Consider the following 22,423-nt stretch of genomic DNA (forward strand, 5'->3'; position numbering starts at 1 on the left):
CATCAGTACCGGCTTCCGGTTCTTCGCTTGAAAGGTGAAGTGGAAGCCGTTTTTTCCATTTGATTTGTCAATTCGGTTAACACTCGTCACGTTTAATTTGTTACAATAAAATAAGATACCAATTTTTTGTTCACGAGGAGGCAATACATATGGACTACCGGATTGAAACAGACACTTTAGGTGAAATAAAAGTCCCTGCTGACAAATATTGGGGAGCACAGACACAGCGAAGTAAACAAAATTTTCCCATCGGCCGTGAAAAAATGCCAACTGAAGTGATTCAAGCATTTGCGATTTTGAAAAAAAGTGCTGCCAAAGCAAACAGAGACCTTGGTCTTTTGGATAGACAAAAAGCTGAAGCCATCGGCTATGCTGCAGATCAGATTTTGGATCATAAGCTTGATGATCACTTTCCACTGGTTGTCTGGCAAACTGGAAGCGGCACACAGTCGAATATGAATGTGAATGAAGTCATCGCATATGTCGGAACGGAATGGCTGAAGCAGCAAGGAAGCGACTTAACGCTCCACCCGAATGATGATGTCAATAAATCTCAAAGCTCTAATGATACGTATCCGACTGCCATGCATATTGCATTTGTTTTAAAACTGGAAGAAGCGGTTCTGCCTGCATTAAAAACGTTAAAAAATACGATGAAGGAAAAGATGGATGCGTTTCAGGATATTGTCAAAATTGGCCGCACTCATCTGCAGGACGCCACGCCATTAACGTTGGGACAGGAAATCAGTGGCTGGCATCGCATGCTGGAAAAGTCAGCAAACATGATTAACGAAAGTCTAAATTATGTAAAAGAGCTGGCTATCGGCGGGACGGCCGTCGGGACAGGTCTCAATGCACACCCTGATTTTTCAGAAGCTGTCTCCCAGGCGATTAGTGAAGAGACCGGGAGAAAGTTTCTGTCTGCGCCGAATAAATTTCATGCATTGACAAGCCATGATGAAACAGTCCATGCTCATGGCGCATTAAAAGGTTTGGCAGCAGACTTGATGAAAATTGCTAACGATGTTCGCTGGCTGGCAAGCGGACCACGTTCAGGAATCGGTGAGATCACTATTCCGGCAAACGAACCGGGAAGCTCAATCATGCCAGGGAAAGTCAACCCGACACAAAGTGAGGCTGTCACTATGGTTGCAACACAGGTCATGGGCAATGACGCAGCGATCGGATTTGCAGCAAGCCAGGGCAACTTTGAGCTGAATGTATTCAAACCGGTCATCGCCTATAATTTTCTGCAGTCATGCCAGCTGCTGGCGGACAGCATGCTGTCATTTGATGAGCGTTGTGTTAAAGGCATCGAACCAAATGATGAACAGATTGAAAAGTATTTGCGTGATTCGTTAATGCTGGTAACAGCTCTGAATCCGCACATCGGATATGAGAATGCAGCAAAAATTGCCAAAAAAGCGTTTTCCGATAATTCTACACTTAAAGAAGCTGCAGTCGATCTCGAGTTATTGACAGAAGAAGAGTTTGAAAAATATGTTAATCCAAAAGAAATGACATATCCAAAATAAAGAGACAAATGATGAAAGCTCACTATCTTACAAGGTAGTGAGTTTTTGCATTTTGAATCCTTTAAGCAACAATTACCAACAATAATCCATGATAAGTTTATCAGATCTGTTAACAATAATGCTTACAGGAGGTGATAAACATGGCAAACAACAATAGCAGAAACTCAAACCAGTTGGTTGTTCCTGGTGCAGAACAGGCTCTAAACCAAATGAAAACTGAAATTGCACAAGAGTTTGGTGTTAACCTGGGAGCTGATACGACTTCCCGTGCAAACGGTTCTGTTGGTGGTGAGATTACTAAACGATTGGTTCAATCAGCTCAATCTCAATTCAGTGGACAACAACAATAATAAAAAATGGCCTCACAAGGGGTAATTCCCCATTGGAAAAGGGGAAGTCTTCCAAGGCTTCCCCTATTTATATATGCGATTTATTGGTACTTTTTACTTTAAACGGAATTTCATACATATATTTGCTCACTGTATTACGACGCACAGGACGTGCTAATGCAGGCGGTGCGACAGGACGTCGCGCATCTAGGCTGCGGACGCACAGGACGTGCTAATGCAGGCGGCGACATGGCAAAGAACGCAGCGGCAGCATTACATCGCACGAAGAAAAATGTATTTCGTCACGGATATACCTGCCACCCTTCTATCACCGTATCCGCTGCTCCGTTTGTGCATCAAAGAAAAGCGCTTTATTCATATCAAAAGCAAGCTCAACTTGCTCATTTCCAGTAATTTCTGAACGGGAGTCGACCCGGGCAATGAAGTCCTGTTCATTAAACTTTGAATAAAGATAGGACTCAGCCCCCATCAGTTCTGCAACATCGATAGTTGCCGTTATTTTTGTCTCTGGTGTTGCTTCGATGAAGGCCGGTTCATCATGGATATCCTCCGGGCGAATCCCCAAAACAATTTCTTTGCCTACGTATTCCTGTTCACGCAGTGTTTTCATTTTGCCTTCAGGAACTTCGATTTTCGATTCCCTGTTTACGAAGTAGCCCTCTTGCAGTGTTCCGGTGATAAAATTCATCGATGGGGAACCGATAAACCCGCCTACGAAAATATTTTCCGGCAGATCATAGACTTCTTTCGGAGCACCCACCTGCTGAATAATGCCATCTTTCATGACGACCAGGCGTGTCGCCATTGTCATCGCCTCTGTCTGGTCGTGTGTAACGTAAATCGTCGTTGTCTGCAGCCGCTGATGCAGTTTTTGAATTTCGGCACGCATTTGTACACGGAGTTTCGCATCAAGGTTTGATAACGGTTCGTCCATTAAGAATACTTTTGCATCACGAACAATGGCCCGTCCCAATGCAACACGCTGCCGCTGACCACCGGATAACGCCTTTGGTTTGCGGTCCAAATAGCTTTCCAATCCCAAAATATTTGCTGCATTTTTAACACGTTGTTCAATCTCGTCTTTTTTGAACTTACGGAGCTTTAATCCGAAAGCCATGTTATCATAAACATTCATGTGCGGGTATAAGGCATAGTTTTGGAAAACCATGGCGATATCACGGTCTTTAGGCGCGATGTCATTCATTTTTTTATCATCTATGTACAATTCGCCTCCGGTTATTTCTTCCAGCCCTGCAATCATTCGTAAAGTTGTTGATTTGCCGCAGCCGGATGGTCCGACAAAAACAATAAATTCCTTGTCATGGATATTTAGGTTAAAATCATCAACAGCAAGCACGTTTTTGTCATAAGTCTTTTTGATATTATCCATTCGCAGTTCAGCCATTTTTCTCCTCCCAATATGTAAGCGTTTTATACTTTCATTTTAACGAATCAAAGGATGTTCCGTAAATGGCCATTATGCACAAAGAAAACATGTCCTTTTTGTGCATGTTGTTATTTCATTGCCAGTAATGCCAGGTAAACGGATACTGCGTGATGAAAATGTCGAATATCGATGCCAGATTTTTCGCTGAATTTGTCCAGTCGATATTGCAGACTGTTCCGGTGCATATATAATTCTTTGGCGGTAACAGATACATTTAAATTACAGGCTATAAAAGTTTCGACTGTTTTGAGAAGATCATCATCATTCGCAGATTCAGCTAACACGGAACGTATAAGGTCAGCACGTAAATGGTTTTCTAATTGATCAATCAGTATATATGGGAAGGCTTCAATGTATGTGATGACAGCCTTTTCGGAATACTTGCACACAATATTGGCACTTTCTAAGAGTGTTTGGTAACCTCTTTTGGCCTCTGTCAGTGAATGCATGAAGGGTCCAACGAAAAAGTGGATGTTTACAGACATATCACTCATCAAAACGTCAATAATTGTTTCATACGAAATGGGCTCGTCCAGATCCTCCTCAATGATGATTCCTTCATGATCATTTTCCCATAATATTGGAACCTGTCCTGCGAAAAATTCATTTACTGCATCTTTAAATGATGTGGGATCCATTTGCTCCCGCTGAAAGGAAAAATAAATGAAACGGTATGTAACTGATCTGGAATGACGTTTGTGTTCATTGTTGATTTGAGCATGCCATGATCTCTCTTCCGGTGTCATCTTCGGAACAGAAATCGTATGCGGTATTAAAAATGTGTCTAGCAATTGACGATCTTTATCTGTCAGTTCTTGTTTATGGATGCCAATCAGCCTGTTTTCAGCTGTCATAAACCATTGGTACTCATCTTCGTTATCCTCTGTTATATCCTGATAGAAAATTAGTGACGAAAAAATTTTGCGCAATTGTTCGATCATCAAAACACCACTTTCCCGGGTTCTTTTTTCATTATAGCAATATATATAGGGTTGAAAAATCAATTTTTCATTTCTTGGCCTTTCACGAAATGCTATACAGTGGTTCAAACGTTTGTTATAGTAAATTTAGATGAAAATGAAGGAGGATATATTGTGCCTAATATTTATGATAGTGCATATGATTTGGAAAAAGCAATTCGCGACAGTGATGAATTCAAACGCTTAAAAGAAGCATATGATGCTGTAATGGCTGATGAATCTGCGAAAAGAATGTTTGATAATTTCCGGAATACACAAATGGACTTGCAGGAAAAACAAATGCAGGGGCAGGAGATTTCTGAGGAAGAAGTTGAAGAAGCCCGTAAAGTTGTTGAATTAGTACAGCAGCATGAAGATATCTCCAAATTAATGGAAGAAGAGCAGCGCCTGAATGTTGTCATCAATGACGTTAGCCGCATTATTACCCAACCGCTGGAAGAGCTGTACGGCAATCCGGAAGAAGACGCAAACGAATAAATCTCCAATACAATTCCGCGGTACCGTTACTGCGGGATTTTTTTGAGTAACAACGAATAGCATTACATTGGCCGAACATAGGGAGGATTTCTTGCAAAGGAAACGAATTTATAGCATACAAAACTTTTGGAAGAGGTTGGTAAAATGAAAACTGTATTGCTTGAAAGCATGGATGGTATCTCTCATGTTTATCTGAATCGTCCAGAAAGGTATAACGCCATGGACAAGGAAATGCTGACAGAATTGGAAAATGTCCTGGATCAGGTCGAGCAAAATGACGATAAAGTTGTTATTTTAAGCGGAAAAGGAAAAGCGTTTTCCGCAGGCGGTGATATCGGTATGATGACTGATTTGGCCAGTGAGAAGTACTATCAGGAAGTGATGGAGAAAATTGAAGCGATTGTCCTGACACTGTACAGTATGCCTAAGATCATTATCTCAGCCATTCATGGGTCTGCTGCTGGTTTGGGGCTTAGTCTTGCGTTAACAGCAGACTATGTTGCAGCTCACCAGGAAGCAAAGCTTGGTATGCTGTTCATCGGCATCGGTCTGGCCCCTGATGGCGGTGGACATTTCTGGCTGCGGGAGCGCATCGGTACACAGCGGGCAAAGCAATTTATCTGGGACAGACAGCAAGTTTGGGGTACCGAGGCCAAAACGATGGGTCTTGTCGATGTATTGGCCGAAAATGAGGTAACAGAACAGGCGTCACAAATGGCTGGACAAATACTGGATTCTCCGATTACATCCATGCTGAAAACAAAAATGATTTATCATGATAGCAAAATCGAAAAACTCAAATATTATTTGCAGCGGGAAAGACAAACTCAGTGGGAACTGCTGAAGACGAAAGATCATTGGGAAGGTGTGCAGGCATTTCAGGAAAAGCGTCAGCCAGTGTTTAAAGGGGAGTAACTATCTCCTCTATGATTTATGTCATATGTTGTGAATTTAAAAAAGTAGCAAAAATTGGCAGGCAGGAGTCCGGTTCAATACCGAATTCACACCAACCAATTAACTGCTTAATAAAAACTCTAATTTTTGGGGTTTACCTCATTTTGAAGCCATCATTTTTTGCTTGATCCTGTATTCAAGGAAGGGTTTGTTTTTACCGATGAAACAATACCAGCTTTGCTTCCGGGGAAACACAGCGGTGGGTGTACTCACTGTATCCCTCTTCATCGATCCGTTTTCTGCCGATTTCTTTTGCTTCATCGTTATTGGATGCTTCAAAGGTTTCATCAAGTAATTTTTCTCCAAATTTATCAAAAACAGTTAAGAAGTAATGTTTCATATGAGAACCCCCTTAATTTTACATCTATTGCGTTAAACATATCATAAATTGCGAAGTTAGAGAAGGATTTTTGCATTATCGAACGTGCATTCGTCCCGAGGATTTGCTACAATAACAACAGGAAGGAGCGTGACCGTACGGGATGTCAGATATCTCTTTTATTCATGCGGCAGACCTGCATTTGGACAGTCCATTCAAAGGTCTTTCACATATACCGGAGTCAATTTTTCAGAAAGTGAAAGAAAGTACATTCGAGGCACTTGATCTGCTGGTGGAACAAGCGATCGAGAAACAGGTTGATTTTGTCTTGCTCGTCGGGGATTTATTTGATCATGAAAAACAAAGCCTGAAAGCACAGGTGCATCTGCGCAATGCGTTCGAGAAACTTAAACATCACTACATTTATGTTTATGTATCCTATGGGAATCATGATTTTATTCGCGGGAACCTTCATCCGGTTACATATCCAGATAACGTATTTATTTTTCCGGATGAAAGTGTTAACCATTTTATTTATCAAAAAAATGGGGAAATGAAAGCTGCCATTTATGGGTTCAGCTTTGAAAATCGCGCTGTAACAGCAAATAAAGCCGCAGAATATGAAACGATAGTAGGAGATATCCCTTATCACATTGCCATGCTTCATGGGAGTTTGCACAGCAATACAGAACATGATGTCTATGCACCTTTTCACATATCAGATTTAACCGAAAAGGATTTTGATTATTGGGCACTTGGTCATATCCACCAGCGTGAAATGATCAGGCACGATCCTCCTGTTGTGTATCCCGGCAACATACAAGGGAGAAACAAGAAAGAAGCCGGTGAAAAAGGCTGCTATCATGTTGTGTTATCCGGAGATGCCGCATCGATGACCTTTCTGCCACTGCAGTCGATTAAATTTAATCAGCGGTCAGCAGATATCTCTGATTGCCAAGAATTGCATCAGCTGGAGTCGGTCATTTCACAGACGGTAACGGATGGCGGAAATAGCATGAGCCCCGAATTATTGCGGCTGACATTGACAGGTGATCAGGAAAGCCTGGAGAAATGGGAACCATCTCTTGATGAAGTGATACAGCTTGTCAATGAAACATTCATCCCCCGTACAGGCTGGAAATATATTTATCAATATTCAGTTGAACAGACGTCCCCTGATAATTACGATGAATTGGCCCAGGGAGAGCACTTTATCGGGGAATTGCTGCGCCATATTGATGACGTATCCATTCAGCCGTATTTAAGTGAATTATATCAGCACAAACAGGCAAGGAAATTTCTCGACCCCATATCGGGGGAAAGAGAAATGCGCATTAAACAGAAAGCAAAGCAGCTTCTGGTTCATCAACTATTCAATGGAGGTGAATAACATGCACATACGGCAGGCGATCATCTACGGTTTTGGGAAATGGGTTGATTATACCATAGACTTTTCAGCTGAAAACTTCCTTTGCATCTACGGAGATAATGAAGCCGGTAAATCATCCATCCAGCATTTTATCACCTTCATGCTATTTGGCCTGCCCCCAAAAAAACGTGCCTATTATCGTCCGAAAACAAGCGGAAAAATGGGCGGACGACTGACGGTGTTCGAACCTGATATAGGTGAGTTTGTGATTGAGCGGATTGATGAAGTCGAAAATGGAGCTGCTTCATGTTACACTCCAGATGGCAAAACGTATCATGAAACATGGCTGCAGGAACGTTTAAAGGGAATGACACAAGCGGTATATCAATCCATTTTTTCATTTTCCGCCCTTGATTTGGTCGATATCAGGAAGATGAAAGAAGCGGAACTTGGTGAAGTTTTGCTCGGCATCGGCTTAACCGGTTCAAAAAACATGTATGACATTGAGAAATGGCTTGATACTAAAATCGGGGAATTGTTTAAGCCGTCTGGGAAAAAGCCGGAACTGAATCAGCAGCTGGCGTCACTGGATGATTTATTCACTTCATTGCAGCATTATCGTAAACAAGAGGCCGCATACAAGGACAAAAAAGCAGCCATGTTTGCTTTGACAGATGACAACAGGCAATTGCAAGCCGAGTTGGAGCATATGAACGGCATCGCTTTTCGTATTGAAAAGAAGCAGCAGGCATTGCCGGTCTTCAAAGCATATCAGCATGAGCTGGAGCAGCTGGACAACTATCCGGAACATATTCCTTTTCCGGAAAACGGCATCGATCGGCTGGAAAAATTGAATGAACAGCTGCTTCCGTTAAAAAGTGAACTGGCTGTATTGCAGCATAATGGAAATACATATGCAGAGAAACGTGATGCGATACGAAGTGAGTTGTATGATGCTGCGGTTTATGAGCGGGCAGAAGCCATTATGGAACAAAAACAGGCGTATATGGAAGCACAAAAAGAAATAGACAGACTCCGTGACTCCATTCGAAAACTGGAACTTCAAATCAATACAGAATTGGAGCAATTAAATAGCGGAATCAGCAGCGAGGATTTGGAAACACTTCATCTGCCATTTCATGTTGAAAAAACATGGAATCAACTCAAAATCGATATGGAACAATTAACATTAACACGGAATCAATTGCAGGAAGAGCTCCAGCAATTAACAAAAAACAGAGATTATTTAAAAGCTGAGCAATCCAAGCTCAGTAGTTCCTTATTGAATGAATCACAGGAGAACATGCTTGAGGAAAGCATAAGCCATTATGAACAGCAGAAATATATGGAACAGGAAGCCGTTGAACAGACAGTAAAATGGCAACGGATGAAACAAAAGAAGGAAAAAAGTAACATATTATGGCTGGGCGGTAGTTTTGCTGCAGCAACTCTTTTAGGATTATTTTCTGTTGTGCTGAATCAAAATTTTCTTTTAGCTTTGGCTGTAGTAAGTTTAGTGATTGGAGCTGGTCAGTGGTTATCAAGTAAACGTAATTTACAGGATATTGAAAAAATGCTGCAAACCAATGAAACTGCGCCCAATCAGGTGAGTATAAATGACAAACTGGAAGCAGAACGGACCATTGAGGCAAATCATAATAAGAAGCGTGAGCTGTCGTCAATCAATGAACAGATACGATTGAATGATACAGAATTCATCAAATGCGAGGAAAAGCAACATGGTCTCCAAGTAAGGGAAAATCGTTTAAATGAGCAAATCAGATGTCAGCATAAACGGTATCCTTTTTTAATGCAAATTGATATCATGTATTGGTCGGAGCTTTTCCATTCATTAAAACAAATGGTAAAGCTTTATCGCGACAAGGCTGAAATGAAAAACCAATGTGAATCCTTACTTGAAAACACGGATCAATATGCAGAAATGGCAAATAAGTTTTTTCATGAGATGAACTGGGAATCGTCGAACAGGTCAATGGAAGATAAACTTTTAGCAATAGAGAAGCTGCTTGAAAATCGGCGCGATAGAACTGCTTTGATTCAGCAGTATGAGAATTGGTGTGAAGATAATGAACACCAACAGCACAATATGAAACAAAAAATGCTAGTTTATGAACAGGAGCTTGCGCATTTATTAGCGATCGCTGAAACAGAGACAGAAGAGGATTTTTTACAAAAGGGCAAGCAGCTTTCAGATAAACAGAAGCATATGAACAAAATGTCCGAACTGAGCGAACAACTGTCACAAATGTTACGGAATGAAGAATATGATGCACTGCTGTCCGGTGAGAATATTGAAGAAAGCCAATTAAAGCATGAATATGAACAAGCTGCTGCAAAGATTAAAGAACTGGGGCAGGATATTGACACGAAGCGGCAGCAAAAGGCCGATGTGAGTGCGGAATTAGGAATGATGGAGTCATCGGAATCTTACTCGGAAGCATTGCACAGGTTCACAGTCGAGCGTGAGAAATTGAATGAATTAGCTGGGGAATGGGCTGTTTATAAAACGGCAAAAGAAATGCTGGCAGAGACAAAACGTAATTATCGGGACAAATATTTAGGAAAAGTGATCGAAAAAACATCACGTTATTTTCAAGTACTGACAGGTGGTGTTTATCCATTTATTTATCCGCCTTCAAGCGATAAGCCGTTCAGGGCTGAGGCATATGATGGCATCCGTTACAGCGTTGATGAACTTTCTCAAGGAACGGTTGACCAATTATACGTTTCACTTAGAATGGGTATTAGTGAAGCGATGAGTGAAAAACATCGGTTACCGTTCATTATCGATGATGCATTTGTTCATTTCGATCCAACCCGCACAAAACGAATGATCAAATTATTATCTAAACTGTCTGCTAATCAGCAAATTATTCTGTTTACATGCAAGGAGGATGTCAGGGAAAGTGCCGGTAATGTCATTTCCATTCCGCATGTAACCGGAAGCAATATCTCCACTTCAAACTTTAAGGCAAAACAGGGGTAGATCAGTTCAAAATTCTGTTCGCATTCATTAGTCATTAATGATAAACTATTTTCAGATAACTTGATCATCGATAGTCTCTTATAAAAGCATATGGAGGGATTCCATTGCCAAAAGAAAAACATACGTCAATAGAAGAAGAAAAATATGAAGAAACCATCGAAAAATTTATTCAGGTAATCGCTAAAAATATGAATTTGTATGGAATTACTTCATCAGTAGGACGATTATATGGTGTCCTTTATTTTTCAGATGAACCGATGACACTGGATGATATGCGTGATGCCCTGGAGATGAGCAAGACAAGTATGTCGACAGGTGTCCGCTCATTATCAGATATGAAAATGGTGGAATCAACGTTTAAAAAAGGTATCCGAAAAGATTTGTATCAATCAGAAGAAGACTGGTATAAATCATTTACGTCATTATTTGCAAATCGCTGGCGCCACCACACCGAAACAAATATTGAAGAAGCAGATGAGACGATTGCAGAGCTGAAAAAATTAGCACAAGCAACCAGTGACCTAACATTGAAAGGTAAAATTGAACGGGACATCGAACGACTCAGGTATGCGCAGGATTACTACAAGTGGCTGATGAAATTTATTCAGGTCGTGGAATCAGGCAAAATATTTGAATACATACCGAAAAACACTGCAGGAACTGATAAAGAAAGCGATTGAATGGATGATGTCCCATCAATCTTTTCGCGACATGAAGGGGAGGAATCGAGTTGAAAAAGGGGATAGGACACTATAGCATAGGCGATTCATTTGATAGTTTTATTTTGATCAAAACAGCATCACGAGGAGTTGCTAGCAACGGAAAGCCGTTTTTGACATTAATACTGCGTGATGCCACAGGCGAAATTGAAGCAAAACTTTGGGATATTACAAAAGAAGATGAAGAAGTATTTGTACCGGAACAGATAGTAAAATTATCCGGGGAAGTCAATCAATTCAGAGGTAAACCGCAGCTCAAAATTTTTTCCATCAGGCCGTCACAGGCAACAGATGGTGTACAAGTATCCGACTTTATTGAGAAGGCTCCTGTTAATAAGGAAACACTGATGGAAAAATTAACTGAAGCTATTTTCGAGATGAAAAATCCGTCATTGCAACGAATTGTACGTGCATTAATCAAAAAGTATCAGGAAGCCTTGCTGACATATCCTGCAGCGGCGAAAAATCACCATGAATATGTGTCAGGTCTGGCGCACCATGTTGTTAGTATGCTTGCGCTGGCGAAGGAACTGCATACATTGTATCCGCAGACGAATAAGGATTTATTGTATGCAGGTGTGATTTTGCATGACCTTGGGAAGGTAAAAGAGCTATCAGGTGCTGTGACAACTTCATATACATTGGAAGGAAAATTGGTCGGGCATATCCCAATCATGGTTGAAGAGGTTGGCATTACGGCTAAAGAACTGCAAATTGACGGGGAAGAAGTGCTAATTTTGCAGCATTTGATACTTTCCCATCACGGTAAAGCAGAATGGGGAAGTCCTAAGGCACCATTAATCAGGGAAGGTGAGTTACTGCATTTAATTGATTTGATTGATGCTAGAATGAATACTTTGAATCGCGCATTGGATAAAGTGGGCCCCGGGGAGTTTACTGAACGGTTATTTGCACTGGATAACCGGGCATTTTATAAGCCGTTGTTTGAAGAAAAATAAGAAAAAGGGTTTTATAAGGTCATGTTTTCACTTGTTTGTCCATATAAATGAAATAGATCCGTGGACAAGGAGGGCATAGCATGATTCTCGGAGTGCCTTGGTGGGTATTTATGATAATCCTTTTCATTTTTGTGAGCGGTTATATGGCTTTTAGAGCAATGAGAGCAGAACGCAGGCTTGAACAGCAATATATCGAACAAGAAGGTAAAGTGTACATTGATCGGATGGAGAAGGAACGCACCCAAAAACGGGAGCGCAAACAACAACCGTCCCAATAAAAAACTGCTGTCCCTATTTTTACGGGATCAGCAGTTTTTTATACTAGCAGCCGGGTGCTCACTTTACCTATCCTTAACCTTGGCCTTGTCCTTGTCCTTGGCCTTGTTCGGAATTGTCTTGTTCGAATATATCTTCCAGACCTTCTGCCTCAACGTTGATGTCAGCATCTTCAATGAGACCATTTATTTTTTCCTGAAGTGCCTGTACATCAACACGCTGGTTTATAATATTTCGGCGAATTGTATCTTTATTGTCTTCAAACGAGCCGATATCTTCTTCTGTTTCACGCTTGTCCGTTACTTTAATAATATGAAAACCGTTTTCTGATTCAACGGGGTCACTTATTTCATCAACGTCCATGCTGTATGCCGCATCTTCAAATTCAGGGACCATATCACCGACAGAGAAATAGTCTAATTCGCCGCCGTTTTCGGCAGAACCAGGGTCATTGGAATACTCCTCTGCAAGCTTGGCAAAATCCTCACCTTCATCAAGTTTGCTTTTTACTTCTTTTGCAGTTTCTTCATCATCTACTAAAATATGCTGAGCTTTAATCTCTGTTTGCATACGGTCATATCTTTGCTGCAAATCTTCTTCTGTAATTTCCATATCCTCGGATGCTGCTTCCAGTTGAAGCAGACTAAGGCGAATCGTACTGCGGTAGGCTTCTTCATCCTGGAATCCTTGCTGCTGCAGGAACATGTCAAATTGATCGCCTAATTGATCTTTTGTATTTTGTACTTCCTGATCTACCTCTTCGTCACTTACATCATATTGTTCGCTTAACACCTTAACCGTAACTAGCTCACGAAGGACATCCGAGCCGAAACGGTCTTTCATCTCCTGATAAAATTCTTCCTTAGTAACATCGCCTGCATTTGTTTCAACAACAGCCTCTGAGTCGCCCTCATCTGAATTACAGGCTGCAAGTGTAAAAACGCTTGCTGTTAATGTTACAGCAATTGCCCATTTTTTCATTTGTGCACACTCCCAATTCATTTTGTTACAATTAATCGCTATTTAATAAATATAACACATATTTATTAAAAAAAAATAGAATAAAATTTTTAAACGGTTGCATTTAATACTTTAACATAAGAGGATACGAGTAAAACCAGGATCATAATATTAATAACCCGAAACATGGAAGATTGTTTTTTCTCTTTCATTTCCATTTTTGTGCAAAATTGAAGTGTTAATGAATTAAAGATGAACAGCACAAAGATTGCATAAAACGGAAAAATTAACATCATAACAAAACCCCCCTAAAAGGATACCACATCATCCATATTTAATACTGTATCAAAAGATGCTTATGATGAACAGTATAAAATTATATTTCTCGATACTGGAAAACCTTGTTGCACTTAGACAAAAAAATAAATCGGCTAACCGGCCGATTTATTGTCACTGCTTACGAGGATTGTAATTTCATTCGTGCTGTTTTCAATATAAGATCGTTTAGGAGCTTTCGAAATATAAATGATATACAAAAAATCTGTAAACGTCATAGCGGCATGAGCTGATGTGAATATCAGAAAATATATATAGTATTCACTAAACAAATAGATAGCCATTATGCCAGGTATCGTAATCAATAAAGTTGGAGCAATTGCCGCAAGTAATGAAGCTTTTTTAGACAAGTGTTTTTTTGTATAATAGTTAATAATAGGAAACCATATTGCATTCCTTCTATAAATCAATCGTGCCCGCTTATTCATGATGATTAATGGTAAAATGTGCATGAACGAATGAATGATTGGCAGCAAGAATAACGCAATCATTAAAGGAATGATTCCGGACTCTTCCAGATCAGTCGTGCCATGTTTAACGGAAAATGGTATATATAGAAGGATAAACATCAACAGGCCGATCAAAAATGACTGCAGATACAACCTGTTTATTCCAAACTCTTTATTAAAATTGATATTTTGCCAGCAATTCATTTTTGATCCCTCCTGTAAAAATTGCATGATGACCATGTGATTTTCCCAAAAGCATCATAGTACTTTCCAGCGTGAAAATCAATAGGTTTTACAGAAAAAAATTATGTTTATTGAAATTGTTTTCGAAACCCGCCAAACAGCGGGTTTCGAAGGTGTTTAAATGATTCGGTCTGGAGGTCTTCGTGTTGAGGAATAAAGAACAGAATAAAACAACGGACTTTCATCTTCAATTATTGTCCAAAACAATCGATATGAATCAGTATCCGTTAACCAAAATGATTATTGAAAACAATGTAACCAGGAAGGAATATGAGGAACTTCTGCAGCTGACAGAAAGACTGCATCATCATTATATGAAACAAAAAGAAGAAGGATTTTTGGATTTTTCGTCACTTTTAGTACAGTTTGCCGGTTTGCTGAACGAAAAACTCGATCCAAATACTACTGTCTATGCATTAAAAAAAGAAGGATACTATCCTTCTTTGATGGAGGAGTTTATCCCGCATATAACTGGCAGTAATCCCCCAACTTCAAGACTAAGGGATAGAGCTAAGTAGAATAAGTGGGGTTAACTGCCTGGGAAGCTAAGTTCGTCACGTCCTGTGACAACGCCTGCACTAGTAAGTTCTGTGCGTCGTAACACACCCCATTGAATGAAGTTTCGCTTTATCAAGATTCTGGAAAAATGAACATCAGGTTATTGCCGCGGTAGAAATGCTGCCTGAACGTGCCTCGCACCTCATTTCAGTTTTGCTGCAGACGATGAAAAGCGGATTCAATTTGTTTGTGGAAATCAATAATTTTATTTAAGTTGTTCAATATATCCGGAGATTGTTCTTTGTCACGATTTTTAAGTTGTTTCCGTATTTTTCCAAGCGCATCTTTTTGATGATTGGATGCGTCAATCCATTTATTTACATAATTGTTCATAAATGTTTTGAATAATTGATCGTTCGCTGCATATAAATCTTTCCGCACGCCTTTTTTCCATACGAGTGTGACCAGGCTGTAATCGGACAAACTCCGTATACTTGTACTCATCGACGTTTTGCTTTTACCCAATGCTTCACTCATTTCATCCAATGTCTTTGGCTGATCCTGCAAATATAGATAAACAAATAATCGTGCTTCCAATGGGCTTAAGCCAAACATTTCAATTGTTTTGGCAAACTCTGAAATGACTTGATATGTGATGTTTTCTGAAGTTGTATCGTACATAGAATCCCCCTAAAAGACCTGCTAAATTAAGATTACACCAAAATAAAACGGATTCAAAATATGGAAGTAATCAGAAAATCAGCGAAAAAAAGAGCAATTAAAAGAATAAGCTAATACAATTTTATACAGAACAAACTGTACAAAAAATACATACAAAATTAATGGTATTTAATATTTGAAATCTGTATCGGATAGGATATATAGTATTAAGAGTGATGCAGAACGGATCTAATGAATGCTTTTATATTGTCATAGATTTCATTGGACGACGTGTGTATAACATACATGAAAAATGTACTAGTACTTTTTTCTTGGCGGACAGGAAGTGTGCAATTCCTGTTGCTGAACTGGAGCAACAAGAATCATGGCTAGCATTAAGTCAAGGTTCCCAGCGTGCTGTGAATTCAGAAAGTCAATTGAAGAGAGGTGAATAATTTTGCCAGTGATAGAGGCAAAGGGCCTGTCTAAAATTTTCGGCAGGAACCCAAAACAAACAACAAAGCTCTTAGATGAAGGTTTATCAAAAGAAGAAATATTGAAAAAAACCGGAAATACAGTAGGTGTAAACCGTGCCACGTTTGAAGTGGAAGAAGGCGAAATCTTTGTCATTATGGGGTTGTCGGGAAGCGGTAAATCGACATTGGTACGACTGATTAATCGTCTGATTGAGCCGACTGAAGGCAGTATCATGATTGATGGTGAGGACTTGGCTTCAATGGACAAGGAATCGTTAAGGAAAGTTCGCAGGGAAAAACTGAGTATGGTTTTTCAGCGATTTGCATTGTTTCCGCATCGGACTGTTCTGGAGAATGCAGAGTTTGGTCTGGAAATTCAAAATGTGGCAAAAGAAGAAAGGGAAAAGAAAGCCAAGGAATCACTTGAAATGGTTGGTCTGGGGGAATATTTTCATCAAAAACCGGGTCAGCTTTCGGGCGGTATGCAGCAGCGTGTCGGTTTAGCACGTGCGCTTGCAAATGACCCTGAAGTCTTGCTGATGGATGAAGCATTCTCAGCGTTGGATCCCCTTATCCGGAAAGATATGCAGGATGAGCTAATTGATCTACAATCGAGCATGAAGAAGACCATTGTGTTTATTACACACGATTTGGATGAAGCATTAAGAATAGGTGACCGTATTGCATTGATGAAGGATGGTTCCATTGTACAAGTCGGAACACCTGAAGATATATTAGTGAATCCGGCAAACGACTATGTTGAAAAGTTTGTCGAGGATGTGGATCGTTCTAAAGTACTGGTTGCGCAAAATATTATGAAGCGCCCTGAATACGTTAATATCGACAAACATGGTCCGCGCGTTGCACTTGAACGTATGCGTGAAGAAGGACTTTCCAGTATTCTGGTGATTGACAGTAAGCGGAACTTGAAGGGATATGTAATAGCCGAGGACGCCTCTGAAGCACGCAAGAAAGAAGTACGTGACCTGAATAACATTCTGCGTACAGATATTGAAAGAGTTAGCAAGGATACACCGCTGAATGATATCTTTAACGTTATTCATGATTCACCAGTTCCGGTTGCTGTTGTTGAAAACGAAAAACTGGCGGGAATCATTGTACGCGGTGCTGTACTGGCCGCACTTGCTGGAGATGGCGAGGTGAATTTGGAAGATGCTTAATGATATATTGGATTTTGTGCCGGAGATTCCGGTTGCAGAATGGGTAGAAACGGTTACAGATACAATTACTGACTGGTTTGCATTTTTATTTGATCCGGTCAAGGAACACTTCGGCTCATTCATGGAATGGTCATCCGAAATGCTCATGCAGGTACCGGCTGTGATTATTATATTGATTGTTGCAGTACTTGCCTTTTTCTTGTCAGGTAAAAAAATTGGTCTGGCAGCATTCAGTATTGTCGGTTTATGGTTTATTTATAACCAGGGATATTGGGAACATTTGATGAGTACATTTACATTGGTATTAATTGCAAGTCTTTTATCCGTCATTATCGGAGTTCCGTTTGGTATTCTGATGTCCAAAAGCAAAACTGCTGAAGCAATCATTACACCAATACTTGACTTTATGCAGACGATGCCAGCGTTTGTTTACTTGATACCTGCTGTTGCATTTTTCGGTATTGGTATGGTACCGGGAGTTTTCGCATCACTTATTTTTGCGACACCCCCAACAGTACGTTTTACAAACCTGGGTATCCGTCAGGTATCAAAAGAACTGGTTGAAGCCTCTGATGCATTTGGAAGCACCGGCTCGCAAAAATTGTTTAAAGTGGAACTGCCAATGGCTAAAGCGACCATTATGGCTGGTATTAATCAGACTGTTATGCTATCGTTATCCATGGTGGTCATTGCATCGATGATCGGTGCACCCGGACTTGGAAGAGAAGTGCTGTCATCACTGCAGCGTGCCCAGGTAGGTACCGGGTTTGTTGCAGGTGTAGGAATTGTGATTCTTGCCATTGTAATTGATCGGTTTACACAGACGGTTAATTCCAAAAAAGATTAAATCGTTGGTACCTTTTCTTCATGAAAAGTTCCATATAGAAACAATATTATTATAAAAAGGGGAGTTTATAGTTATGCTTAAACTTAATTGGAAACGTCTTGGCCTTGCTGCCGGACTTTCATTATCGTTAGTAGCTGCTGGATGCGGCGGCGGATCAGATGACGACGGATCTGGAGACAATGGTGAATCCGACGATGGATCAGCTGTTGGTGAAGGTAAGGAAATCGAACTGGCCTATGTTGAGTGGGATACAGAAGTAGCATCCACTCATGTTGTAGGAAAAGTATTGGAAGACCTTGGCTATGATGTGAATTTGACACCTTTAGATAATACAGTTATGTGGGAAGCAGTAGCGAACGGTGAAGCAGATGGCATGGTTGCAGCATGGCTTCCAGCAACACACGAAAGCCAGTATGAAGAGTATTCCGACCAAATGGTTGAGCTGGGTGTGAACTTGGAAGGTGCCAAAATCGGTGCAGTTGTACCAGAATACATGGATGTTGATTCTTTGGAAGACCTTGATTCACAAGCTGATCAGACGATCACAGGGATTGAGCCTGGTGCTGGTGTCGTAGCAGCATCTGAAGAAGCTGTGGAAACATATGATAACCTTGAAGGATGGGAAGTACAGACATCCTCAAGTGGTGCCATGGCTACTGCACTTGGTGAAGCAATCGATAATGAAGAAGACATTGTTGTTACAGGCTGGTCACCGCACTGGAAATTCCAGAAATATGATCTTAAGTATTTAGAAGATCCTGAAGGTGTTTATGGTGAAGCCGAAACCATTGAAACTATGGTACGCGAAGGTTTAGAAGAGGATCTGCCAAACGCTTACCAGGTATTGGATAACTTCCAATGGGAGTCTGCTGACATCGAAAGTGTCATGCTTGATATCAACGAAGGTACTTCACCTGAAGATGCAGCCGCAACATGGGTTGAAGAAAACCAGGAAAAAGTAGATGAGTGGACAGAAGGTATTGAGTAAGAAGTAAAAAAGACAAATAGAGGCTGATACATACTGTGTCAGCCTTTTGTTTTGATATTTTATGTAACTTGGGGAACTATGAAAAGGGATCTAAAACATTTCACCATGAGATCAGAAGGAGCGATGCGCACTTATGAAGAAGGTACTTGGAAAGAGATTAACCCTCTTGATGGGAATTACGATTGTGTTGATCATAGCTGGATGTGGTGGAGGCAATGACACAGATGATTCTGCCACTTCTGAAGATGCTGGAGATAATGATGGGGCTAGCGAAGAGATAAATTACAGTGAAGCGGTTGAGTATACCATTACAGGTATTGAACCTGGTGCAGGGATCTCTGTCACAACCGAAAAAGCGATTGAAGAATATGATTCGCTCAGTGGCTGGGAAGTTAATTTATCATCAACTGCTGCAATGGCATCTGAACTGGATGAAGCGATCTCCAATGAGGAACCGATTATCATTACAGGATGGAATCCGCATTGGACATTTGCTCAGCATCCGGATATGAAGTATTTGGATGACCCGAAAGGTATTTATGGTGAAACGGAAGTTATCAAAACCATTGTTCGCCAAGGATTGCAAGATGATAAGCCAAATGGATATAAACTGATTGACCAATTTGAGTGGGAAGTTGAAGATATGGAAAGCATCATGTATGAATCAAAAGAGACCGGTGATGATATCGAAACTGTTGCAGAGCGCTGGGTCGAAGATAATCAGGACAAAGTCAGTGAATGGACAGAAGGTGTCGAGGAGGTAGACGGCGAACCATTTGAGCTTGTGTCTACACCGTGGGATTCTGAGCGAGCTTCCGCCTATGTGATAAAATCTGTTATGGAGCGGTTGGGCTATGATGTTACGGTAACACCTGTAGATGTCGCTGTTGTATTTGAATCAATTGCAAATGGTGATGGTGATGCATCATTGGCACCATGGATGCCTTTAACACACAAGGATTTTTATGACGAATATTCAGATCAATTTGAAGACCTTGGACCGAATATGGAAGGAGCCAAAATCGGCTTGGTTGTTCCAGAATACATGGATCTTGAATCGATTGAAGATCTGCAGCCGAACGAATGAAGAAAGTAAAGAGGCTATCGTATATTTTTCCGATAGCCTCTTTATGATGAACATGTTAGCGTGATTCCTTCACTTTATCTTCTAAATCTTTTAAGCTTGATTCAATTTGTTCCAGGTATTCATGAATGTTTTCCTGATGTGGCTCCACCGTTTTTTTCCATTCTTCCACAGAGCTTATCATTTCCTGTGTCAATTCCTTAACAAGGACAGCACCCTCTCTGGACGTTTCAGTAATCTGTTTTTTCAGCTGCAGACTTTCATTCTTTAATTTTTCGAACAGCCCTCTCCATTCAAGGCTTTGTATCCTGGCACGACTCCGGAAGTTTTTGCCTGATTCTGGTGTGCTTAGCAATGTTGCGGCAGCACTTACTGTTCCCCCTACCAGGATCCCAAGAAGTAATGATTTTCCTTTAGCCATAATGACGAATGCTCCTTTCAATGACTCCATATTACATTTACCTTTTTGGACTATATAAAAACATGATGTTACCATATCTGATTTTAAAAAATCCTCTGACAAGTAAATGCGCCAAAGGATTGATCATGCAAGCAGTCATATATCACGCGGGGGTCAGTGGCCATGATTGTTTTAGGATGCTTTGGACAAGTGGATAAACAATTATCATAAATACTGTATTCAATGCAGCCGCTGATAATACGACTGTCACAAACAATATCGGAAACACACCTTCCATTAATCCGATAATATAAAGAGCCACTGTTAAAAATACTGAATCGCTGATCATGGTGCCGATAGCTGTTAGACAGGAACATGAATATTGTTGTTCATCCGATTTTTAACCAATAATAGTAATCCAAAAAACAGTATTCCCGTAATCGGCTTATCAATCATGTTGTGTCCGCCTGGTGTTTGTGTGGTCAAAGCAGAAATAACACCTGCTACAATGGATAATACCAGAACATACTTCGTTTTCGGAAAAAGCATAATTCCCAAAAACATCATGGAGAGCAGATGTCAGGTTTCATTCCGTAAATGAAAGGCGGAATTATAAAATGTAATACTGCACCAATCCCCAAAAACAATGATAAAGGACTAAAATCCTCGTATTCATTTTTGCCTCTCCTCATCTCAGCTATAGCCTAGTGGATACAGGTCAATTCAATGTTGCCACAAGATGTGGCGGATTAGTCGAACTTTTTTTCCAGGCTAATCATTTCCAGCTGTGCACTTATTGCCAGCTGCGAAATATACTTTCATTATAACAGAAAAGGGTTTAAATAAACAGTATTAATTTTCTAATATTTGAAGGATGTTGTGTTAAAAAGCTGCATTAATTTCATCAGCGATTTGCGTCAGGTCATCTTGTGAATAATCATCGCTATGTACTTGCCAGTTGGATGAAAATCCGTCATGATCGCCATAGCGCGGGAGTATGTGAATATGTAAATGGAATACTGACTGATCTGCAGGTTTCTCATTATTGTTCAACAGGTTCATACCGATGGGCTGATATGCTTTCTTAAGGGCATTTGCAATTTTTGGGATACGTTCAAACAGTTTCCCGGCTACTTCAGGCGGTGTTTCATAAATATTTTTTGTATGTGTTTTGGGGATGACCAGTGTATGTCCTTTTGTCACCTGACTGATGTCGAGAAACGCGTAAACAGCTTCGTCCTCATAAACTTTCGCCGATGGTATTTCCCCATCAATGATCTTGCAAAAAATACAATCCTCATGAGCCATTTCCAATCACTCCTATACATGTTTTTAATCATTGTATATAGAAACAGAGGTGAAAGTAAAGCTAAACGTATAGAAAAGTCGAGGTGCACCCTTGGCCTTGAATGCTAAAAAAATAAACAGGTCAGGCTCACGTTTTAAGTGAACCTGCCTGCTTTAAGAAGCAAGAGAATGACAAAGCATCTAACGTTGGGGACTTTGTAATATTCGTTAAATCGCATACTGCTATTAACGCGATTACAAAAACCGATTTGTCAGAATCCCAAATAATTGGGAGGTTCAGGCAAAAAGGTTTAAAGCATTAGATGGTACATTTAAAGACCTATGCTTTGCATCACAAGACGCTCGGCTGCTGATCTTTGCCTGTTAATCACCTAATTATCGATCACAGACACCTCATTTGTGTGTAATGCGAAATTATATGATTTTGTTCATCCTCTTTACTTCATTCCCTAGTCTGTACGGTGGATAATATTTTATACACATTTATCCCGCAGTAATGGTCAGCAACTCGCCCAAAAACGGCAGTCAACTACCTCTGAATGCCCGATTCTGTTCAATTAACATGTCAGTGGAAAAAACCTCCACTGAATGAAATTTTACT

Annotated in this window: 26 protein-coding genes; 14 read left to right on the plus strand and 12 right to left on the minus strand. The window is 40.4% G+C overall.

Annotated features, from left to right (window positions below; all coding sequences use genetic code 11):
• Window positions 1-149 precede the first annotated feature (149 nt).
• Both fumC and BM195_RS02910 read left to right on the plus strand, forming a co-directional pair.
• Complete coding sequence (gene fumC, locus BM195_RS02905; RefSeq protein ID WP_090233356.1) at window positions 150-1,535, plus strand: class II fumarate hydratase; 1,386 nt, start codon at window positions 150-152, stop codon at window positions 1,533-1,535.
• A 140-nt stretch (window positions 1,536-1,675) separates the two neighbouring features.
• Window positions 1,676-1,885 (plus strand): alpha/beta-type small acid-soluble spore protein, encoded by a 210-nt coding sequence (locus tag BM195_RS02910; protein ID WP_090233360.1) that lies wholly within the window; start codon window positions 1,676-1,678, stop codon window positions 1,883-1,885.
• A 307-nt stretch (window positions 1,886-2,192) separates the two neighbouring features.
• Here the strand turns inward: BM195_RS02910 and BM195_RS02915 are convergent, their stop codons facing one another.
• Together BM195_RS02915 and BM195_RS02920 are read right to left on the minus strand one after the other, a co-directional pair.
• The gene (locus tag BM195_RS02915; RefSeq protein WP_090233364.1) at window positions 2,193-3,290 is read right to left on the minus strand and encodes an ABC transporter ATP-binding protein; all 1,098 of its coding nucleotides are present in this window, start codon (window positions 3,288-3,290) and stop codon (window positions 2,193-2,195) included.
• A gap of 110 nt (window positions 3,291-3,400) precedes the next feature.
• Window positions 3,401-4,273, minus strand: a complete 873-nt coding sequence (locus BM195_RS02920; protein WP_090233367.1) for a PucR family transcriptional regulator — start codon at window positions 4,271-4,273, stop codon at window positions 3,401-3,403.
• A gap of 153 nt (window positions 4,274-4,426) precedes the next feature.
• Here BM195_RS02920 and BM195_RS02925 point away from each other — a divergent pair, with 153 nt between their 5' ends.
• Both BM195_RS02925 and BM195_RS02930 read left to right on the plus strand, forming a co-directional pair.
• Entirely contained in the window at window positions 4,427-4,789 is a 363-nt protein-coding gene (locus BM195_RS02925; RefSeq protein ID WP_090233370.1) for a YlbF/YmcA family competence regulator, read from the plus strand.
• Window positions 4,790-4,933: 144 nt separating this feature from the next.
• Window positions 4,934-5,704: an enoyl-CoA hydratase gene (locus BM195_RS02930; protein WP_090233373.1), complete on the plus strand. Its 771-nt coding sequence runs from the start codon at window positions 4,934-4,936 to the stop codon at window positions 5,702-5,704.
• A gap of 193 nt (window positions 5,705-5,897) precedes the next feature.
• On the opposite strand, the gene BM195_RS02935 is transcribed toward BM195_RS02930, so the two are convergent.
• On the minus strand, window positions 5,898-6,083 hold the full coding sequence (locus tag BM195_RS02935; RefSeq protein WP_090233376.1) for a YhzD family protein: 186 nt from the start codon (window positions 6,081-6,083) through the stop codon (window positions 5,898-5,900).
• A 142-nt stretch (window positions 6,084-6,225) separates the two neighbouring features.
• On the opposite strand from BM195_RS02935, the gene BM195_RS02940 reads away from it, so the two are divergent.
• The 5 genes from BM195_RS02940 to BM195_RS02960 all read left to right on the plus strand — a co-directional run bounded on the left by BM195_RS02940 (window position 6,226) and on the right by BM195_RS02960 (window position 12,394).
• Complete coding sequence (locus tag BM195_RS02940) at window positions 6,226-7,452, plus strand: metallophosphoesterase family protein (RefSeq protein WP_090233379.1); 1,227 nt, start codon at window positions 6,226-6,228, stop codon at window positions 7,450-7,452.
• Window position 7,453: 1 nt separating this feature from the next.
• On the plus strand, window positions 7,454-10,438 hold the full coding sequence (locus tag BM195_RS02945) for an ATP-binding protein (RefSeq protein ID WP_170848129.1): 2,985 nt from the start codon (window positions 7,454-7,456) through the stop codon (window positions 10,436-10,438).
• Between the two features lie 104 nt (window positions 10,439-10,542).
• On the plus strand, window positions 10,543-11,118 hold the full coding sequence (locus tag BM195_RS02950; RefSeq protein ID WP_090233384.1) for a GbsR/MarR family transcriptional regulator: 576 nt from the start codon (window positions 10,543-10,545) through the stop codon (window positions 11,116-11,118).
• 50 nt (window positions 11,119-11,168) lie between these two features.
• Window positions 11,169-12,116 (plus strand): 3'-5' exoribonuclease YhaM, encoded by a 948-nt coding sequence (yhaM, locus tag BM195_RS02955; RefSeq protein WP_090233387.1) that lies wholly within the window; start codon window positions 11,169-11,171, stop codon window positions 12,114-12,116.
• Between the two features lie 80 nt (window positions 12,117-12,196).
• On the plus strand, window positions 12,197-12,394 hold the full coding sequence (locus BM195_RS02960) for a sporulation YhaL family protein (protein ID WP_090233389.1): 198 nt from the start codon (window positions 12,197-12,199) through the stop codon (window positions 12,392-12,394).
• 73 nt (window positions 12,395-12,467) lie between these two features.
• Here BM195_RS02960 and BM195_RS02965 read toward each other — a convergent pair whose 3' ends face one another.
• The 3 genes from BM195_RS02965 to BM195_RS02975 all read right to left on the minus strand — a co-directional run bounded on the left by BM195_RS02965 (window position 12,468) and on the right by BM195_RS02975 (window position 14,341).
• Complete coding sequence (locus BM195_RS02965; RefSeq protein ID WP_090233392.1) at window positions 12,468-13,373, minus strand: peptidylprolyl isomerase; 906 nt, start codon at window positions 13,371-13,373, stop codon at window positions 12,468-12,470.
• Window positions 13,374-13,462: 89 nt separating this feature from the next.
• Complete coding sequence (locus tag BM195_RS02970; protein WP_090233396.1) at window positions 13,463-13,648, minus strand: hypothetical protein; 186 nt, start codon at window positions 13,646-13,648, stop codon at window positions 13,463-13,465.
• Between the two features lie 135 nt (window positions 13,649-13,783).
• Entirely contained in the window at window positions 13,784-14,341 is a 558-nt protein-coding gene (locus BM195_RS02975) for a DUF3267 domain-containing protein (RefSeq protein WP_090233400.1), read from the minus strand.
• Between the two features lie 182 nt (window positions 14,342-14,523).
• Between BM195_RS02975 and BM195_RS02980 the strand changes: the two genes are divergently transcribed.
• Window positions 14,524-14,898, plus strand: a complete 375-nt coding sequence (locus tag BM195_RS02980) for a DUF1878 family protein (RefSeq protein WP_244535652.1) — start codon at window positions 14,524-14,526, stop codon at window positions 14,896-14,898.
• A 187-nt stretch (window positions 14,899-15,085) separates the two neighbouring features.
• On the opposite strand, the gene BM195_RS02985 is transcribed toward BM195_RS02980, so the two are convergent.
• Window positions 15,086-15,559, minus strand: coding sequence for a GbsR/MarR family transcriptional regulator (locus BM195_RS02985; RefSeq protein ID WP_090233402.1), 474 nt, complete (start codon window positions 15,557-15,559; stop codon window positions 15,086-15,088).
• Between the two features lie 436 nt (window positions 15,560-15,995).
• Here BM195_RS02985 and BM195_RS02990 point away from each other — a divergent pair, with 436 nt between their 5' ends.
• The 4 genes from BM195_RS02990 (at window position 15,996) to BM195_RS03005 (ending at window position 20,117) form a co-directional block, all read left to right on the plus strand.
• Window positions 15,996-17,195, plus strand: coding sequence for a quaternary amine ABC transporter ATP-binding protein (locus BM195_RS02990; RefSeq protein ID WP_090233406.1), 1,200 nt, complete (start codon window positions 15,996-15,998; stop codon window positions 17,193-17,195).
• Window positions 17,188-18,042 carry an ABC transporter permease gene (locus BM195_RS02995; protein WP_090233409.1) on the plus strand — a complete coding sequence of 285 codons (855 nt, stop codon included), beginning with the start codon at window positions 17,188-17,190 and terminating at the stop codon, window positions 18,040-18,042. Before BM195_RS02990 ends, BM195_RS02995 begins: the two co-directional genes overlap by 8 nt.
• A 73-nt stretch (window positions 18,043-18,115) precedes the next feature.
• Window positions 18,116-19,030 carry a glycine betaine ABC transporter substrate-binding protein gene (locus tag BM195_RS03000; protein ID WP_090233413.1) on the plus strand — a complete coding sequence of 305 codons (915 nt, stop codon included), beginning with the start codon at window positions 18,116-18,118 and terminating at the stop codon, window positions 19,028-19,030.
• A gap of 133 nt (window positions 19,031-19,163) precedes the next feature.
• A complete protein-coding gene (locus tag BM195_RS03005; RefSeq protein WP_090233417.1) occupies window positions 19,164-20,117 on the plus strand; it encodes a glycine betaine ABC transporter substrate-binding protein in 954 nt (317 codons plus the stop codon).
• A 55-nt stretch (window positions 20,118-20,172) separates the two neighbouring features.
• Here the strand turns inward: BM195_RS03005 and BM195_RS03010 are convergent, their stop codons facing one another.
• The 5 genes from BM195_RS03010 to BM195_RS03020 form a co-directional block, all read right to left on the minus strand.
• Window positions 20,173-20,535 (minus strand): YtxH domain-containing protein, encoded by a 363-nt coding sequence (locus BM195_RS03010; protein WP_090234167.1) that lies wholly within the window; start codon window positions 20,533-20,535, stop codon window positions 20,173-20,175.
• A gap of 142 nt (window positions 20,536-20,677) precedes the next feature.
• A complete protein-coding gene (locus tag BM195_RS18950; RefSeq protein WP_342028007.1) occupies window positions 20,678-20,863 on the minus strand; it encodes a tryptophan transporter in 186 nt (61 codons plus the stop codon).
• A 14-nt stretch (window positions 20,864-20,877) separates the two neighbouring features.
• The gene (locus BM195_RS18955) at window positions 20,878-21,063 is read right to left on the minus strand and encodes a tryptophan transporter (protein WP_342028008.1); all 186 of its coding nucleotides are present in this window, start codon (window positions 21,061-21,063) and stop codon (window positions 20,878-20,880) included.
• A 14-nt stretch (window positions 21,064-21,077) separates the two neighbouring features.
• The gene (locus BM195_RS19045) at window positions 21,078-21,206 is read right to left on the minus strand and encodes a tryptophan transporter (RefSeq protein WP_425283888.1); all 129 of its coding nucleotides are present in this window, start codon (window positions 21,204-21,206) and stop codon (window positions 21,078-21,080) included.
• Between the two features lie 190 nt (window positions 21,207-21,396).
• On the minus strand, window positions 21,397-21,822 hold the full coding sequence (locus BM195_RS03020; protein WP_090233420.1) for an HIT family protein: 426 nt from the start codon (window positions 21,820-21,822) through the stop codon (window positions 21,397-21,399).
• Window positions 21,823-22,423 lie beyond the last annotated feature (601 nt).

It is taken from the genome of Lentibacillus halodurans, assembly GCF_900112045.1.
In the GTDB taxonomy this organism is placed as follows: domain Bacteria; phylum Bacillota; class Bacilli; order Bacillales; family Amphibacillaceae; genus Lentibacillus; species Lentibacillus halodurans.